This window comes from Natrialba swarupiae, assembly GCF_008245225.1.
In the GTDB taxonomy this organism is placed as follows: domain Archaea; phylum Halobacteriota; class Halobacteria; order Halobacteriales; family Natrialbaceae; genus Natrarchaeobius; species Natrarchaeobius swarupiae.
The window spans coordinates 26,997-44,172 of record NZ_VTAW01000029.1 but is presented as its reverse complement, the minus strand read 5'-3'; the positions used below and the strand labels follow the sequence as shown (position 1 = coordinate 44,172).

The 17,176-nt window shown below is 61.4% G+C and carries 16 protein-coding genes; 7 read left to right on the top strand and 9 right to left on the bottom strand.

The window, feature by feature from the left end:
• Window positions 1-87: 87 nt before the first annotated feature.
• Window positions 88-360: a hypothetical protein gene (locus FYC77_RS16955; protein WP_149082679.1), complete on the bottom strand. Its 273-nt coding sequence runs from the start codon at window positions 358-360 to the stop codon at window positions 88-90.
• Window positions 361-1,180: 820 nt separating this feature from the next.
• Between FYC77_RS16955 and FYC77_RS16950 the strand changes: the two genes are divergently transcribed.
• Complete coding sequence (locus FYC77_RS16950) at window positions 1,181-1,744, top strand: calcium-binding protein (RefSeq protein WP_202911862.1); 564 nt, start codon at window positions 1,181-1,183, stop codon at window positions 1,742-1,744.
• A gap of 1,024 nt (window positions 1,745-2,768) precedes the next feature.
• On the opposite strand, the gene FYC77_RS16940 is transcribed toward FYC77_RS16950, so the two are convergent.
• From FYC77_RS16940 to FYC77_RS16930, 3 genes are all read right to left on the bottom strand, one after another.
• A complete protein-coding gene (locus FYC77_RS16940; RefSeq protein WP_149082678.1) occupies window positions 2,769-3,407 on the bottom strand; it encodes a calcium-binding protein in 639 nt (212 codons plus the stop codon).
• A 2-nt stretch (window positions 3,408-3,409) separates the two neighbouring features.
• Window positions 3,410-3,853, bottom strand: a complete 444-nt coding sequence (locus FYC77_RS16935) for a calcium-binding protein (RefSeq protein ID WP_149082677.1) — start codon at window positions 3,851-3,853, stop codon at window positions 3,410-3,412.
• 424 nt (window positions 3,854-4,277) lie between these two features.
• Window positions 4,278-4,970 carry a helix-turn-helix domain-containing protein gene (locus FYC77_RS16930; protein ID WP_149082676.1) on the bottom strand — a complete coding sequence of 231 codons (693 nt, stop codon included), beginning with the start codon at window positions 4,968-4,970 and terminating at the stop codon, window positions 4,278-4,280.
• Between the two features lie 701 nt (window positions 4,971-5,671).
• Between FYC77_RS16930 and FYC77_RS16925 the strand changes: the two genes are divergently transcribed.
• The gene (locus FYC77_RS16925) at window positions 5,672-6,583 is read left to right on the top strand and encodes an RIO1 family regulatory kinase/ATPase domain-containing protein (protein ID WP_149082675.1); all 912 of its coding nucleotides are present in this window, start codon (window positions 5,672-5,674) and stop codon (window positions 6,581-6,583) included.
• 127 nt (window positions 6,584-6,710) lie between these two features.
• Here the strand turns inward: FYC77_RS16925 and FYC77_RS16920 are convergent, their stop codons facing one another.
• Window positions 6,711-7,478: a DUF7001 family protein gene (locus FYC77_RS16920; RefSeq protein ID WP_149082674.1), complete on the bottom strand. Its 768-nt coding sequence runs from the start codon at window positions 7,476-7,478 to the stop codon at window positions 6,711-6,713.
• A gap of 197 nt (window positions 7,479-7,675) precedes the next feature.
• On the opposite strand from FYC77_RS16920, the gene FYC77_RS16915 reads away from it, so the two are divergent.
• Window positions 7,676-8,212: a winged helix-turn-helix transcriptional regulator gene (locus FYC77_RS16915; protein ID WP_149082673.1), complete on the top strand. Its 537-nt coding sequence runs from the start codon at window positions 7,676-7,678 to the stop codon at window positions 8,210-8,212.
• Here FYC77_RS16915 and FYC77_RS16910 read toward each other — a convergent pair whose 3' ends face one another.
• From FYC77_RS16910 to FYC77_RS16895, 4 genes are read right to left on the bottom strand one after another with little or no spacing between them, the layout of a single operon-like run.
• Window positions 8,213-9,007 carry an ABC transporter permease gene (locus tag FYC77_RS16910; protein WP_149082672.1) on the bottom strand — a complete coding sequence of 265 codons (795 nt, stop codon included), beginning with the start codon at window positions 9,005-9,007 and terminating at the stop codon, window positions 8,213-8,215.
• On the bottom strand, window positions 9,004-9,912 hold the full coding sequence (locus FYC77_RS16905; protein ID WP_149082671.1) for an ABC transporter permease: 909 nt from the start codon (window positions 9,910-9,912) through the stop codon (window positions 9,004-9,006). Before FYC77_RS16905 ends, FYC77_RS16910 begins: the two co-directional genes overlap by 4 nt.
• A complete protein-coding gene (locus FYC77_RS16900) occupies window positions 9,909-11,024 on the bottom strand; it encodes an ABC transporter ATP-binding protein (RefSeq protein ID WP_149082670.1) in 1,116 nt (371 codons plus the stop codon). The genes FYC77_RS16905 and FYC77_RS16900 overlap by 4 nt, the downstream gene beginning before the upstream one ends.
• A gap of 54 nt (window positions 11,025-11,078) precedes the next feature.
• On the bottom strand, window positions 11,079-12,296 hold the full coding sequence (locus tag FYC77_RS16895; protein WP_149082669.1) for an ABC transporter substrate-binding protein: 1,218 nt from the start codon (window positions 12,294-12,296) through the stop codon (window positions 11,079-11,081).
• A gap of 167 nt (window positions 12,297-12,463) precedes the next feature.
• Here FYC77_RS16895 and FYC77_RS16890 point away from each other — a divergent pair, with 167 nt between their 5' ends.
• Genes FYC77_RS16890 through FYC77_RS16875 form a run of 4 tightly spaced genes read left to right on the top strand, consistent with a single transcriptional unit; the run spans window position 12,464 to window position 17,141 of the window.
• Complete coding sequence (locus tag FYC77_RS16890; RefSeq protein WP_162354551.1) at window positions 12,464-13,774, top strand: ArgE/DapE family deacylase; 1,311 nt, start codon at window positions 12,464-12,466, stop codon at window positions 13,772-13,774.
• The gene (locus tag FYC77_RS16885; protein ID WP_149082667.1) at window positions 13,767-14,765 is read left to right on the top strand and encodes a CoA transferase subunit A; all 999 of its coding nucleotides are present in this window, start codon (window positions 13,767-13,769) and stop codon (window positions 14,763-14,765) included. Before FYC77_RS16890 ends, FYC77_RS16885 begins: the two co-directional genes overlap by 8 nt.
• The gene (locus tag FYC77_RS16880; RefSeq protein WP_149082666.1) at window positions 14,758-15,744 is read left to right on the top strand and encodes a CoA-transferase subunit beta; all 987 of its coding nucleotides are present in this window, start codon (window positions 14,758-14,760) and stop codon (window positions 15,742-15,744) included. Before FYC77_RS16885 ends, FYC77_RS16880 begins: the two co-directional genes overlap by 8 nt.
• On the top strand, window positions 15,741-17,141 hold the full coding sequence (locus FYC77_RS16875) for an aminotransferase family protein (RefSeq protein ID WP_149082665.1): 1,401 nt from the start codon (window positions 15,741-15,743) through the stop codon (window positions 17,139-17,141). The genes FYC77_RS16880 and FYC77_RS16875 overlap by 4 nt, the downstream gene beginning before the upstream one ends.
• Window positions 17,142-17,176 lie beyond the last annotated feature (35 nt).

Here is a 17,176-nt window from a genome sequence, read left to right as displayed (position 1 = left end):
ATCGACAGTGTACTTCTTTCGGCTCATTCCTAGAGATACGTGCCCAGAGGATATAACCTAGCTGTCCACGGTTGGGACGGTACTAGATCACGACGCCAGCGCCGAGAACTGTAGCCCACCGAGCAACGCCAGAATCCCGCGTACGTACCTGCCGAGGTGGACGTACCCGTTCTGGGACCTCACGTCGCCCTCGAGGCGACGTACCGCGAGCAACGGGCTGTGTTGGCGGACGTACCAGCCGTCGACCTCGACTCGCTCGCCAATCAGCCTGCACGCTCCGACGAGTCCCGCGAATCCGAGCGAGACGAACCAGCCGCCGCCGAAGAGAAACAGCGAGAGTGGGACGATTCCTGCGAGCACGCCGCCGAGGTACGTGATCGGATAGCCATGAACAGAACGGTGAGTAGAAACGAGAGCGTCAGTATCGACGCGAGTGCGCGGCGCATACCGTGTTTTGATCAGGTGTTGCACATAATATTTTGGACTGTATCCTGTCGAAAGTAGTGACAACATACGAAACGCCGATACGAGGAGACACCCCGCTATGTTCGCAACGCCGGGAATGAGGGGCGCTATCTGCATATCCTGCTTTTTACAGCGAGGTGACTGTCACGACGTTCCAGCGGACGGTCGTGTGAGAACGGGCGGCGTAACGCGGATTCCGCTGACCGGAACCTGGCGTTAACACGACTTTTTGTGAGATATAATCGTCTGAAACTGTACGCCGCTCGTGGAAATGACTGCATTGGTCAGAAAAACGTTCAGAGCGTCGAAAATCACGATCGGGTTCGAAGTCTGCGGGTTCTGTAGCTACACAACTGATTTACCGGTGTATGATTGCCGTATAAACGGCGTGTTTGTCGATACCGTCCACTCACTCCGACTGTAATTACATTTTGTGGAGACCGTCCGATACTGACCGGTGTTTTCGTGTCCATCGTACTCGGATCCTGCCTCCAGTACGCTGAGAATACAGACAACAGACCGTATGAAAGTGGTCAACGCCGAGAACGAACACAGATACACCGACCGTTTCCCGGTATTAACTCCTGAAATGGTTCTGTGGGGGACCGAAACGGACGCAGCTATTTATTCGTATTGTCGGTCAATCGCCGATGCCCACAAGGGCATGAGAGATATGAGCAAGGACTATCAAAACGGAGACTCACGGCGTTCATTTATGAAGAAAGGCACACTGGCTGCGACCGCCCTCGCAGTCGGTGCCGGCGCTACCGCGGGGAGTACTGTTGCCCAAGAAGAAGACGAGGGGGAAGCCGTGGTGCACGCCCACGACTTCTACCCGGATACGAGCTTCCAGGTGATCGCCGACTTCGACACGCCGACGCGTGACAGCTTCCTCGAGAACCTCGACGAAGACGGCGACGTGTTCGACGCTCCGGATGACTGGAACGTGTACGCGATCCGGATCGAGACGGATGGCAACGGGAGCCCGCTGGGCTACCTCATGGACGAGGAGGAACTCAACCTCAGTGATGGCGACACGGGGACGTTCAGCGAGACCGCTTCCTTCCGCAGTCCGGAGCACAACCTGCTCGAGGTCGACGTTACGGCAGAGGAGGAGGACCCTGACGACGAGGAGGACCCTGACGACGAGGAGGACGAGGAAGACCCTGACGACGAGCCCGCCGACGAAAACGACGAGGATATGGAAGACGAAAACGACGAGGAACCGAACGATGAAGAGCCGGACGACGAAGAAAACGACGACGGCATCCTCGGGTAACCCTTTCTTCTCTACTTCGGGATCGAACGGATCCACGACGACATCCGGGGTCACGGCAGGGTGACCCCGCCGTCCCATCGTGGCGGGACCGAAGCGATCTTGGATACCCGTCTCGAACGATTCCGTTTGCGATCACCAGTCAGCGCCCAGTGAGCCACTCGAGTGCAACGAGCGAAACACGGTCGGTTCGAACGGCGTTTCGGTCAAGCCGGCGATGTACCGCTTTGATTGCAGGTGGGTCGCGATTGAACAGCCACTGCCGTACGACAGATCGTACGAGATCGTCACCGGGCGCGTTCGTCACGGCCCGCTCCCTCGAGTTTCGTTCATGGGTGCGTCGTATCGGAAGGCGTCGCGAGGCGATGGCTCTTCACGCTCGACCGAGGGTGCGTGAAAGGATCGTTACGCCTGGCTACACGCTAGCGTTCGTTCGCAAACTGTTCGGTCAATCCGTCAGCCGTACCGTCCCAGTTCGGTGGTGGTGGTGACACGGTCGACGGCGTTGTCGGTGTTCGCGGCCACTAATCTCCGTAGTGACGTGTTCGGGAACTTACAACTCTTCACTTCCTGCGAGCTACTCGACTGGCACGAACGGGTCTCTCTCCACCGACGAGGATCATAAGTCCCCAGTGTGTGTCCGTTACGAAAACTGTCGAAACGACTGACACGGGGTGTTGTGACGGCCGTCCGAAGGAAGTCGGATCAGGCGACGATTGCGCCGGATCCGACGTACACGGGCCTGCATAGAGGGCCCGTTCACAAGTGAACGGGACGCGGTCGGTCGACGCCATTCCACACCAGCTCGATAACGAGTCGCAGGCCGATCCCTGGCTCGCTTCCAGAACCGACCGCGATCGCAACTCGCGTAGCCGCCCGAGACCGCCATCCGGCTACGGCGCAGACGGTTTGCGATGACTGGTCGCCGGTCGATCGCAGACGGGCGGCAATCGACTGGGAGAGACCCCTCCCAGCCCGTAACATTGGCGGGCCCTACAGACACGACCGGCTACCGAAAGCGGTGTCGTCAGCCGAGGATTCCGTCGTCGTTCTCCTCGTCATTGTCGTCATCGGCTTCGTCGTTATCGTCTTCGTCGTCATCGGCTTCGTCGTCATCGGCTTCGTCGTCATCGGCTTCGTCGTTATCGTCTTCGTCGTCATCGGCTTCGTCTTCGTCGTCATCGTCTTCGTCGTCATCGTCTTCGTCGTTCTCATCCTCCTCATCGTTGAACGTGGCGTCGACCTCGAGCAGATCCCATTCGGTATTCCAGAACGACGGCGACTCGCCCATCGTCCCTCGGTCGCCCGGGCTCGGATCCACGTCGTTGTCGATCATCATGACCGCTAATTCCCCCGCCGGCTCGCCGGCCTCGATGAGTATCGAGTAGACGTTCCAGTCGTCGTGGTCGTCGAATGCGTCTTCGCCGTCGTCGTACTCCTCGAGGAACTCGCTTCGATTTCGTTCCTCGAAATCGGTCAGGACGACGAACTCTTCGTTGGGGTAGTAATCTCTCGCTTTGACGACGACGTCCTCGGTGTCCTGGGCCGTTGCAGTACCCGCGGTGGCCGCGATACCGCCACCGGCCACGACTGCGGTTGCTGTGGCTGTCTCCAGTGTTCGGGAGTCCGCTGGCTCGTCCGTCTGGTTTCGATCGTTTGACGTCATGATCAGAGATCGACCTCCGTTTCGATCAGATTTCGTTCGGGATCGCGAAACGAGCCAATTTCGCCCATCGAGCCCGAGTCGCCGGGGTCGACGTCCGGCTCGTCGTTGTCGACGTCGAGCATCAGGTGTCCCAGCTCGCCCTCACTCTCGCCGATGTCGATTCGGATGACGAACACCTCCCAGTCGTCCGGATCGGTGAACACGTCCTCATCCGGGTCGTACTCCTCGAGGAAGTTGTTTCGCGTCCCCGTTCCGAACTGGGTCAGGATATCGAAGTCGACGTCCGGATAGTAATCTCTCCCGTGGAGGACGGCGTCTTCGTCGGGGGCCGCGGTGGCGGTGGTCGTCGCTCCAGTCCCAACCGCGAGTGCGGTGGCCGCGAGTGTTCCGTTCCTGATGAACGCTCGCCTCGTATCGCCTGTCTGATTCTGGTTTTTGTCTGTCATGTCTCGTGGCGTGTGGGGTTCTGATCGTTCGCTCGACTCGCGTGCCAGCCTTCGTTCGTCCACTCTGCAGTAGCACCGATTACTGTCTCGGCGTGAACCTCCCTGTCACCGGGTGAACGGACCCGACCAGTAGAGGTAAACCCCCACAGACAGCTCTGAACGGTGTGTGTTCACTGACACGCCTCACAACTGAACGCGCAATTCTCCCAGCATACGGAGAGTCGGTTCACAACTGAAGCTGTACGTCGGAACGGACGGGATCTCCGTACCGACCGAGATCTGCTCTACCGGCGCGACCGCAGGACGGACTGGGTACTCACCGACACCGACTGATACGGACCGCAACGTGTCTGTCCCGGTCGATCGCCGGCTGGCGAGTGTCGACCGACGACCAGTCATCGCAGCCCGTACGACAGCATCCGTCTCACTCGTAACTCGGGTCACCGACGCTTTCATCGTCGAGAAGCGTCCGTTCGATCAGGCTCGCAGTTGCACGGCGAAGTCGCTTCGACAGCGCGCTGTCGCTTACGTCCTCTTTCGACGCGAGCTCGGCGAGTTGGCACTCGCGTGGCGTATCGTAGTAACCGCTGTGGTAGGCCAGTAACAGTGTCTCTCGGTGATTCGGTAGGATCGAGCGATCGGAATCGCCGTCGCTGGGCTCTCGCTGGACCGTCGAACTGGAGAGTTTACGTAACGTAACCGGAATCCCGTTGTTCGTGACCGTCATGTTGAACTCCGAAAGCGACACGTGTGAGTCGAAAAGCAGGTCGAACTTCCAGTTGGTTGCTGTCCCTCTGGCGGTGAGGAGTCGCCCACCGGTGTCGAGCAGTGGTTGGACGATTCCGTCGAGATCGTCGCCCCACTCGAGTTCTAACAGGACGTTCTCGTCGACGGTTGCGAGCCGTTGGACGGCTTCGACGTCGTCGGTCTTGCGCAGGGCCGGTAGTAACCGCTCCGGTTCGACACCGGTGATCCAGACGAGCGGGGTGTTCGTCTCTCGGTCACCCTGTAGTGGCACTACCGGTTCGAACTCGACGACTGCGTTCGGGAACGTCTCGAACAGGCTGCCGAGAGCGAACGTATCCGTCGAAACCGTGATTTCGGCCGTTAACACCATAGTAGCACCGACGAGTTCAGTCGGATTATCCCGTGGGGCGATCGGCAACACTCGCAGTCTCAGTTATCCGTGACCGATGATTCATAGATCTTGGCCCACTGTGACCGGATCCACATCCAGCGCGGCTATCTACGAACGGTAGTCGTCGGTTCGCTCTATGCACCGTTAACTGTTGGCATCAGACACACTTCCAACAGAACGGGACTGACATTCGAACCCTGGCCGCAGACGTTCACCTTCACACGGACTGCTGTTCGTCGATACTGGCACACCTGCAGAAATAGGAGTGGTTTCACCGATCCGTCGGTACAGCAGTTGGTACGACGTCCCGCGTCGACGCAGACTTCCCGAACGCTTTCGATAGCATCCGAGCCAGGACATTTCATATCGCAACATATGATTTATTTTTCGTATCGAGATATCCGCTCGGCCAACTTCGGATCGTACTACCCTCCCACACCTCGACTGATACGGGCTGTTGTCCCGATGTCCCGGCGCAACCGCCGTCCCGGTCGCGAGTGGGCCGGAACTGACTGACAGTAAATCGTTTGAGGGGACGAACCGAGCTACGCCACCGAGTTCGACCCTGTAGTGCAGGCTTGGAACACCAGTACGCTCGCCACGGGAGAACGCTACCGACCAGTCGCCAATCTCGATTTGCACGTCACGACGTTTTTACGTTCACGTCGGCTACTGCGTGTATGGTGCGGAACGTCGCCGGACTTCTTCCGGAACTCGAGGCGGAGGACTTCTATCTCCTGTCGGGGGTCGAGCAGGGAATGCGATTCTCCGAGTGGGTCCAGCGGGAGAAGCTGCCGGACTACTCTAGCCTGACCGAAGACGAGGTCGAGTACCGCCTCGAGCGCTGTCTCAAACGAGGCCTGATCGAGAAGAAGACCATTCAGTACGAGGGGTATACGCTCCAGTTCGAGGGATACGACGTACTCGCGTTGCGGACGTTCGCCGAGCGGGAGACGATCACCGAGTTCGGCTCGCCACTCGGCGTCGGCAAGGAAAGTGACGTCTACGAAGTGCGATCGTACAAACCACACGCGCTGAAGTACCACCGCGAAGGGTACACGAACTTTCGGGAGGTTCACAAGGAACGCGACTACGCATCGGACAACGAGCACGTCTCGTGGATGTACACCGCACGGAAAGCCGCCGAGCGAGAGTACGAGACGCTCGAGGCGCTTTACCCGGACGTAGCCGTCCCCCAGCCGATCGGCCAAAATCGTCACGCAATCGTCATGGAGAAGATGGACGGGGTCGAGCTCTCACGAACCCGACTCGAGGACGAACAGGTAGTCGGTGTCCTCGATCTGTTGGTGAGTGAAATCTCGCGCGCGCACGAGCTAGGGTACGTCCACGCAGATATGAGCGAATACAACGTCTTCGTGAGCGAAGCGGGGGTGACTATCTTCGATTGGCCCCAGGCCGTCCCGACCGACCACGAGAACGCCGACGAGTTCCTTCGACGCGACCTTGAGAACATCCTGGGATACTTCCGCCGGAAGTACCCACGGCGACTCCCGGAGGATCTCGACGCCGATTCGGTCGCCGACTCGATCGTCGACGGTTCGTTCGACACGGTGTTCGAGACGAACGGGTAAATCGTATAACGGTATATAGAACCTGTCGCGTGCGTTCGTACAGTGAACCACCGCGCTCTTCGCTCGGAACGTGACGGTCGATGCCGGATACCGCCGGAAAGACGGACCTCGATACGAACGGGATCGACTATCCGCGTCCGTACAGTTGCGCGTGCTCGGAGCAAAACTCTGGTTCGCGTAACTGCGCGTCGATCAGATCCTCGTGGTAGTGAGCGTTGAACAGCCGACACTCCTCCCGGTCACAGAACCCCTCGCCGGTCTCGAGGTAGTGATACGCCTGCAGAACGTACCCCTTCAGGGCATCGGTCGTCCGCGGGTCGTTCTCGATCAGGAACTCGTCGTCAACCTGGTTTTCGAGTACTTCCCGTGGCGGCGTGTCACCGGAGAGCAGGGCGTGTCGTTGCTTTTCCTTGTAGTACTCCTCGGGTTTAGCTGGCGCTTCGTAGAGCCCGGGAACGGAGATCACTGCGGGCTGGCCGAGGACGTTCACTCGCTTGTGCCAGCGCCCGTCGTGGTCGCCCCACGTTCCGATCGCCCGGTCGAGGACGGCGACGTGGACGGTCTCGAGGTCGCGTTCCTCCGGCGGAAGCGCGGCGTTGAGCGCGCGCTGAACCTGGACGCCGTCGTAGAGAACGCCACCCTCGCGCTCGGGGTTCTCGAGCGCTCGTTCTTCGTACCGGATCGTCCCCAGCATCGTGTTCCCGGTCGCACGATCGTACGGGGACGTCACCCGCGCCTCGGCGAACCGTTCGGGAAGATCCTCGGTTCGGTGGCACTCGAGAAACCGCTCTCTGACGGGTATCTCGGCGTCGACTCGCTCCTCGAGCCACTCCGCGACCTGATCGACGTCGGCGACAGTCGAGGGGGCACGGTAGATAAACACTCGATCGACCATGTACTACCTAGTCGTACCACTGGGTGAAACGTTTGCGATCGACCGGGACGACCGACGGCAAGTCGACGATCGGACGGACAACTCGGCGGTCGTTGTCCTGGGCTGGGCGACCGGCTAGAACACCACGAACGCCGACCAGAGTTCCGACGACGTCCCGAACGGAACGTAAATATGCGTGCCCTCGGTGAATCATCAGTATGGGTGAGCAGGCACAACCGTATGGCGTCGACTGGGAGTTCAAAGAGCGCGATCTCAAGATCCTCCGAGAACTTGCGGCGGACCCCCAGATCTCGAGTCGGGAACTGGCGAGCCTGTTAGCGGACAAATACGATATCGACGTCTCGCACGTAACGGTCAGCGAGACGATCCGACAGATGCGGGAAAACGACGTCTTCCGCGAGGCAATCTTGCCGAACGAGCAGTTCTACAACTTCGCGCTGTTCGAGTTCAAGTTCAATCCGGAACACTTTGACGACCACTGGGAGGAAGCGATGGAGTACATCATGGACGACGAACACACCCTGATGTACTTCATCTCGAATGGCGAGTACCAGTGGAAGACGATCATGATGTTCCGAAGCCGCGAAGCGGAATCGAAGTGGATCCACGAGTTCTACCGAGATTACGGCGATGTCGTCTCGAACGTCCGTAACTCGGTCGTCCACAATCTGTTGAAATTCAGGACGGATCCCGAAATTTTCGAACTGCTCGATAACGGACCGTCCGACCGATAACTACTCGGTTGGACTTGCCAGCCAGCGCTGGAGCGCCATGCCGGCGATCGGAATCGCGATCGTGATCACGAGCACCAGCGTGGCGAGGACGTTCACCTTCGGCGTGATAAGCGTCTCGAGCATCGTGTAGATGACGACGGGTGCGGTAGTCGTTTCGCGCGAGACCCAGAACTGCGTCGCAGTGAACTCGCCAAAGGAGATGACGAAGGAGATGATCATCGCCGTCAGGATCGCCGGTGAGATGATCGGGAACGTCACCTCGCGAAACGTCGTCAGGTGATCGGCACCCAGCGTTTGGGCCGCCTCCTCGAGCGATTCGTCAAAGAGGAAGAGCCGACTGCGGACGATGAGAAACGCGTACGGGAGCGCGATGAGCGTGTGCATCGTGACGAGCCAGAGGATGCTTCGCTCCCAGCCGAGTTCGGTAAAGAACATCGTCGAGGCGAGACCGACGATAACCGGCGGCACGAGCATCGGCGAGAGCATCACGATCACGAGTCCCTTCTTGACAGGGAACTGTTTTCGGACGAACCCCATCGCAGAGAGCGTCCCGACGGCTCCGGCACAGATCGCCGTCGCGACGCCGACTTTGGTGCTCATCCAGACCGCGTCGAGAAGCATCTGATCGGCGAAGAACTCGCCGTACCAGTGCAGCGTCAGCGACGACGGTGGGAAACTCGCCATCCGCTGTGGATGGAAGGAGTTGACCACGACGACCAACAGCGGGACGAACATACTCACGTAGACGAGCGCCGAAACCAGCTTGACGGCTCGCCAGTTCCACTGGCCGGTCATACCGAGACCCCCTCCAGTGCTTCCTCGAGGTCTGCTTTCCTCGTAAAGAGGTACAGCGAGACGCCGATCAGCAGGAAGTATACGAGTGACAGTGCGGCGGCGAACGGCCAGTTAAAGTCACCCAGGAACACGTCGGCGATCACCGGGGCGATCATCCGTTCGCCCGGGCCGCCAAGCAGTTCCGGGGCGAGGAATGCGCCGGCAGCGATGATGAACGTAAACAGGATACCCGAGACGATTCCCGGCCACGAGAGCGGTAACGTCACCTCCCAGAACGCACGCCAGTCGCTCGCGCCGAGCGTCTTCGCCGCCTGGATAACGTCGTCGTCGATCGTACTGACGGCGGCGTAGACTGGAAGGATCATGAACGGCAGCAGACTGACGACGAGTCCGACGAGCATTCCTGGCATCGTGTACAGCAACGAGAGCGGTTCGTTGATGAGGCCGATCCAGAGAAGGGCCTGATTGACCACACCTTCGGTTCCGAGGATCGGGATCCAGGCGTAGGTTCGGATGATGATCGGGACCCAGAACTGGACGACGACGAGCCCGAGCAACAGTGGTTTCCAGGTCGACTCAGTACGTCCCAGAAAGTAACCCAGCGTGTAGCCAAGCGGCAGGACTATCAGCGTCGTCACGAGCCCGATCAGGAACGATTTTGCGATGATAACCGGATACGTCGAACTCCCGAAGAGTCGCTGGTAGTTCGCCAGGGTGAACTCTGGGACGATCGCTCCGAACTCCCCCGCAGTATAAAAACTGTAGAGGACGATGATCGTCAGCGGGAGGAACAGTAACGCGAGCACCCACAACAATCCGAGCCCCGGGGAGAGCAGGAACCGAACGTACCGGTTGTCCGCGAGCCGGTCCTGAACGCGAGTCGCCCGCTGGGTTGCACTGCTCATTGCTCTACCGCCGCCTCCGCTGGCGACACCTCCGTGCGGGACTGGTCGTCTATCCGCGTGTAGATCACGTCGGACGGATCGATCTGCATCCACACGTCCATCCCGGCCTCGAGAAACGAATCGGTCTGACTGACGACCGTACTCACCTGCACCGAAATGTCCAGCGACGGAACGTCGACGAAGTAGTTGACCTCGCCACCCTGGTAATCCAGTTCCGTGACGATTCCCTCGAATACGTTCCCCGTGGACGGCTGCTCGGTCGCGATCGAGACGAGTTCGTTACGAAGGAAGACGGCAACCTCATCGCCAGGTGTGAATCCGTCCCGTTCGGAAATCGCGACCGAGTTACCATCTCCGAGATCGACCCTCGAGGGTGTCTCGAGGACGCCGTCGACGCGCGAGGACTGCCCGAGGAAATCTGCGACGAACGGCGCTTCGGGCTCGCGATAGACGCGTTTGGGATCGTCGAACTGCTGGAGTTGGCCGTCGTTGAGGACGGCGATATCGTCGCCCATCGACAGCGCTTCCGTCTGATTGTGGGTGACGTAAATCGTCGTGACGCCCGTTTCAGCCTGAATTCGTTTGAGTTCGGTCCGCATCGACTGACGGAGTTTCTTGTCGAGATTCGACAGCGGCTCGTCCATGAGAACGAGGTCCGGATCGAATGCGAGCGCACGCGCGACGGCGACGCGCTGTTGTTCACCGCCACTGCACTCGTGGGGGTACGTGTCCTCGTACCCCTCGAGGTCGATGATCTCGAGCATTTCGTCGACAGCCTCGCGTTGGGTCTGCTCGTCTTCACCGCGCATCTTCAGTCCGAACGCGATGTTTTCGAAGACCGTCTTGTGTGGGAACAACGCGTAGTCCTGAAAGACGACGCCGATATCCCGACGGTACGCGGGCAACGACGTGATGTCGGAGCCGTCGATGCGGATCGTTCCGGATGTCGGCTCCTCGAGCCCGGCGATCATCCGCAGCGTCGTCGTCTTGCCACAGCCGCTGGGTCCGACGACGGTAACGAACTCGCCTTCGTCGACCGAAAACGAGACGTCCTGGACGGCGGTTAGATTGCCGAACCGTTTAGTCAGATTATCTATGTGAAGGTATGTCACGTGGAATCACCAGAGTGTCGCTGGTAAATACACAGCAATTGTGCTGAACAATACTTATTGAATCGATTCCCAGGCGTCGGACCACTCGTCTTCGTGCTGGTCACTGTACGCCGGATCGAGGAAGGTCAGTCGATCGCCGCCCGTCGGGTCGTAGTCGTAGAGGCCTTCGATCTCGTCGGACGTGGCGGTCGTCGCCGGGGGGTAGCCGAGCATCTCGCTCAGTCCCTGGATCGTGTCGTCCTCGAGCAGGTAATCGAGGAACGCGAACGCGGCGGCTTTTCGTTCTGGCGACGTCTCGTCGATGATCGTCCAGTTGTCGGACCAGCCGTAGGCACCTTCCTCCGGAACTACGTAGCCGAGATGGTCGTGGCCGTCCTGGACTGCACCGTAGATTCGGCCACCCCAGGCCTCGCCGACGAGCGCTTCGTTCTGTGCGTACAGGCGGACGTGCTCGTCACCGGTCGACCAGTAGGTCGTGACGAGCTCTCGCTGTTCGCGAACCGCGTCCCAGATCTGTTCGATCCCCGCCTCGTAGGAGCCGTCGACTTCGATGTCGTTTGGATCCATACCGAGGTACATCGCGGTCGTGAACACTCGCAGGAAGTCCGTTCCCTGCATGCTGATGTCTCCGTCGTTCGCCGTATCCCAACACGCCTCCCAGGAGTCGAGTTCACCGAGTTCGTCACGGTTGTACGCCATTCCGACCGTGCCGTACACGTACGGGATGCCGTAGAGGTGATCCTCGGGATCGTAGATCGGATTCTGGAACGTCTCGAGGAGGTTGCCGTAGTTGTCGAGCGCGTCGGCATCGAACGCGTGCCAGACGCCTTCGACTGCACCCATCTGGTGGGTCGCCGGCGAGGACTTGAACATATCGGCGTCGGACTGACCTGACTGAATCTGGGAGTAGCCCGCGAACTGATCGCCGTGGAGCTCGATCTCGACGGTGATGCCGTACTCCGATTCGAACTCCTCGAAAACCCGTTCTTCGAACGAATTGAGGTAGTGGCCGCCGGGCATCTGGATTATCAGTTCGTCGGCAGGATCGACCTCGAGTGGATCGGTGCTGGTACTGTCGTCGCCGTTCCCGTTCCCATTGCCATTGCCGTTCCCGTCTTCGTCCCCACCGAGACAGCCAGCCAGTCCGGTCAGTCCGAGCGCGACACCGCCAGCAGTCGTTTTCAGGAACGTCCGTCGTCCCTCGCTCGAGCGCCGCGTTGAGTCGGTGTCGTTCAGTCGGTTTCCATCGGTAAATCGATCAGTCTTCCCCATGTACAACGGTAGCGAGGAGCGGAAAGATAATAAATGTTGGCAACTAAATTCGGTTAGTGACGAACGATGTTATCGAATAACTGTTGTTTAGTTACCGATGGTAAACTCACCAAAGTTGACAGGCGAGCAACGAGCGATCGACGGCTGTTCGGCGAGGAACGATGACTATGAGCGCTGAGCCCGAAAGTGCTCGGAGCCGGATCCGTGCCGCCGTCGACGAACTCCGGCCGGAACTGATCGAGTTTGCCGCGGACCTCGTTTGCGAACCAAGCGTGCAGGGCGAGGAGGGAGACGCGCAGGCGCTCGTCCGTACACGTCTCGAATCGCTAGGGCTCGAGGTGAGCGAGATCGACGCGTCGACCGTCGACGGGCTCGAGAACCATCCCGAGTATTCGGACGTCGGCCAGGAGTACGACGATCGACCGAACCTGCTCGCGACCAGCCCCGGCTGCGGGGAGGGACAGTCCCTGCTGTTCAACGGTCACGTCGACGTCGTCCCGGCCGGCGACGTCGAGCAGTGGTCGTTCGATCCGTACGCGGGTGAGGTCGCGGACGGCCGCCTCCTCGGTCGCGGCGCCTCCGACATGAAAGGCGGCGTCGCGGCGATGATCTACGCCCTCGCCGCGCTCGAGCGCGCGGGGATCGAACTCACGGGCGATCTGACGATCAACACCGTGATCGAGGAGGAAGCCGGCGGCTTCGGCGGGTCGCTCGCGACCGTACTCGACGCCAGTGATGCGGTCGAGAACGCCGACGCAGTGGTCATCCCGGAGCCGACGGGCTTCGATCAGTGGATCGCGAACGTCGGCGTCTCCTACTTCCGGGTGACCGTCCAGGGCAAGGGTGTCCACGCCGCGGAGACCGACAACGGCGTCAACGCCATGTCCAAGCTTCTGCCGATCTACAGCGCACTCGAGGAGTTACACGACGAGCGGAAGACCACCGTCCACGACGACCGTTTCGAGGAGTGGCACGAACACACCGTCTCGCTGAACCTCGGGACGGTTCGCGCCGGCGAGTGGGCCTCGAGCGTGCCCGACGAAGCGACTCTCGGGGCACGGATATCGCACGCGCCCGCGGAGACGCGAGAAGAGATTCACGATATCGTCGAGGCGACGGTTCGGGAGGCAACGGCCGACGACCCGTGGTTCGATGACCATCCGGCGTCGGTCGAATGGTTCGGCTGGCGCGGGAGTTCGGCGCGGATCGAGCCGTCCGAGCCGATCGTCCAGACGGTACAGTCGGTCGCCGAGACGGAACTCGATCGCCCAGCACACGCGAAGGGGTTCCCGGGCGGGGTCGACAGCCGGTTTTTCGTCAACTACGCCGACACACCGGCGGTCTGTTTCGGGACGGGTGCGTACAACATTCACGGCACCGACGAGTACGTGCCGGTCGACGAACTCGTCGACCTGACGGTCGCGCTGGCGGTGCTCGCCACGGAGTGGTGTGGCTACGAGGTGGTCGACCGTGACTGAACTCTTTACCGACGATCGCCCGGACGCGCCGGCCGAAACGTACGACAAGACGACGACGCTCGAGGACGCAATCGCTGACTACGTTACCGATGGCTCGAGCGTCGCGTTCGGCGGGATGGGCGGACGCGACCCCGAGGCGGCCGCTCGCGAGATCGTCCGCCAGGAAAAGACGGGCCTGACCGTCCTTGACGACGCCCGTACCACCCTGCTCGACATCATGGTCGGCGCGGGCTGTGTCGACGAGTACGTCGGCTCCTGGGTCGGGACGAGCCTCATTTCGCAAGGCCACAACATCAGAAACGCCGTCGAGAACGGCGTTCCACACCACCTCGAGATGCGCGACGTGTCGAACTTCGGCTCGTCGCTGATGTTCCTCGCGGGGGCGATGGACGTTCCCTTCGTGCCGACGCGGTCGATGCTCGGCACGGACATCCCCGAACACAACGACGACCTCGAGGTGATCGAGGATCCGTTCGGCTCCGGCGATCCGCTCGCGCTCGTCCCCGCGGCCCGGCCGGACGTCGCGATCATCCACGTCCAGCGGTGCGATCCGCTGGGCAACGCCCAGATCAGGGGGAACGTCGTCAACGACCACCTCAAGGCTCGCGCCGCAGAGAAGACGATCATCACCTGCGAGGAGCTCGTCACGACCGACGAGATCCGGGAGGCCCCGGAACTCACCCGCATCCCGTTCTACACGGTCGACGCGGTCGCCGAAGTACCGTTCGGCTCTCACCCGTGGCACTGTTACGGCCGCTACTACGCCGACCTCCCCTTCTACCGGGAGTACGGCCTCCGATCACAGGACCGCGAAGACTTCCTCGAGTGGCTCGAGGAGTGGATCTGCCCGCACGAGGAGTACATAGAGCGGATCGGCGAAGATCGGCTTGCGACGCTCGAGCGAATGGAGGGAGAGATCAACACGCCGGCTCCGGAGGGGGACCGAACTCCGCCTGCGGACGCTGCGAACGCGGAGGAAACCCATGAGTGAACAGCCGAAGCCGACGACGGATGCGGAACCGACGGCGGACCAGTCGACGGACACTGCCGACGAGCCCGCGAACCCGCTCGATGTCGACCGGCCCCACGAGACGGCCGCCGACTACACGACGACGGAACTGCTCGCCGTCGCCGCCGCCCACGAGATCGACGACGGCGAGACCGCGTTCATCGGCGTCGGCATGTCGCTGATGTCGGGCGTGCTCGCGAAGTACACCCACGCGCCGAACTGCCAGCTCGTCGCCGAATCGGGCTACGTCGGCTCCGTGCCGCCGGGCGTCGTCCAGTCCATCTCGGACAGCGTCCTCGGGGTCGACGCGCTCGTCGCGACCGACCAGTGTGAGATCTTCGTCGACAATCAGCGCGGCGCGTTCGACGTCGGCATCATCGGTGCCGGCCAGATCGACAGCCGCGGCAACACGAACTCGACGGCGGTCATCGGCGATCAAACCTACGACCAGCCGAAAGTCAGACTCCCCGGTTCCGGCGGGAGCAACGACATCATGACCTCTTGCGACCGAACCGTCGTAATGATGCGCCAGCAACGGCGCGCGTTCACGACCGACGTCGACTACGTCACCGCACCGGGCCACCTCGAGCACGCGGATCGGCGCGAGGAACTCGGATTCGCCGGCGACGGTCCCTGTGCCGTCGTTACGGATATGGCCGTCTTCGGCTTCGACGACGACGGCGAGATGGTACTCGAGTCGACCCATCCCGGCGTCTCCGTCGCGGACGTCCGCGAGGAGGTCCAATGGGACCTTCGTGTCGCCGACGAGGTCGAAACGACGGCCGAGCCGACACGCTCTGAAGTCGCGATGTTACGCACGATCGACCCTGCCGACGTCGTCCTTCGCGGAACCGACTACGTCTACGAGGTCGAGTTCGACGAGTGGACCGAGACCGTCCGCGAGCACTGGGACGAACTCCGATCGATTCACGACGATTCCACCCGACACGATACACAATGACTGCAAACGAACGAGCCCGAAACCAGGACCGACGACAGCGGTCCACGACGCCAGGCACCGAACTCGGCGGCATGTTCCCGCGCGCGTTCGCCAAGGACTACGTCACCATCGTCCGCGGCGACGGCTCGTGGGTCTGGGACGGCGACGACAACCGGTACCTCGACGCGATTTCGGGCAACCAGAACGTCAACATCGGCCACGGCCGCGAGGCAATCGCCGACGCCGCCCACGAACAGATCGAGCGCCTCGAGTACACCTCGAGCATGCTGTTCGCGAACGAGCCCGCGATGGAGTACACCGAGAAGATCGCGGAGTTTACGCCCGACGGCTTCGAGCACACGTGGCTCGTCTCGAGTGGCTCGGAGGCCAACGAGAGCGCGATCAAGCTGGCCCGCCAGTACCACTACGAACGGGGCAACGAGGGCAAGTACAAGGTGATCTCGCGCCGGCGGAGCTACCACGGCAACACCGCGGGCGCGATGGCCGTGTCGGGCTTTCCGGCCCGGAAGACGAAGATGGAGCCGCTGTTCGCGAACTTCCCGAAAGCGCCGAGTGCGACGCCCTATCGCTGCGAGCGCTGTGACGGCGACGGCGGCCGAGCCTGCGGCCGCGAGTGTGCCGACGCCGTCGAACGGCTCATTCAGGACGAGGGCCCGGAGACGGTCGCGGCCTTCATCGCCGAACCCGTGACGGGTGCAGCCAACGCCGCCGCCTCGCCCCACGACGGCTACTTCGAGCGAATTCGCGAGATCTGCGACGAGTACGATGTCCTCTTTATCGTCGACGAAGTCATGGCCGGCTTCGGCCGGACCGGCGAGAATTTCGCGATCGAACACTGGGACGTCACGCCCGACATCATCACCGGCGCGAAGGGAATGAGCGGCGGCTACTCGCCGATCGGCGGCACGATGCCCCATCGGCGCGTCACCGAGGTCTTCGAGGACGTCGAGGACGGGTTCCAGCACGGGCACACGTTCTGTTTCAACCCGGCGTCGGCCGCGATCGGGACGGCCGTCCTCGAGTACATGGACGAACACAACCTTGTCTCGAACGCCCGCGAGGTCGGTGCGTACCTCCGGGAGCGCTGCGAGGAGTTCTACGAGTACGAGTTCGTCGGCGACGTCCGCGGCAAGGGACTGATGCTCGGCGTCGAGTTCGTCGGCGACCGCGAGACGAAGGAACCGCTCCCCGAGACGGGCGGCGAGTTCCAGTCGCTGCTGTTCGAGACGGGACTGGACAACGGTATCGTCACCTATCCGGGCGGCGGCCACGTCGACGGCCAGTACGGGGACCACACCCTGATCACGCCGCCGCTGACGATCGACGAGGAACTCGCCGACGAGGTCGTCGACCGGATGCACGCGACGTTCACGGACCTCGAGGGCGCGCTGTCGTAGCGGTCTGAGAGCAGCGAGCGGCTCGAGCGGCTCGA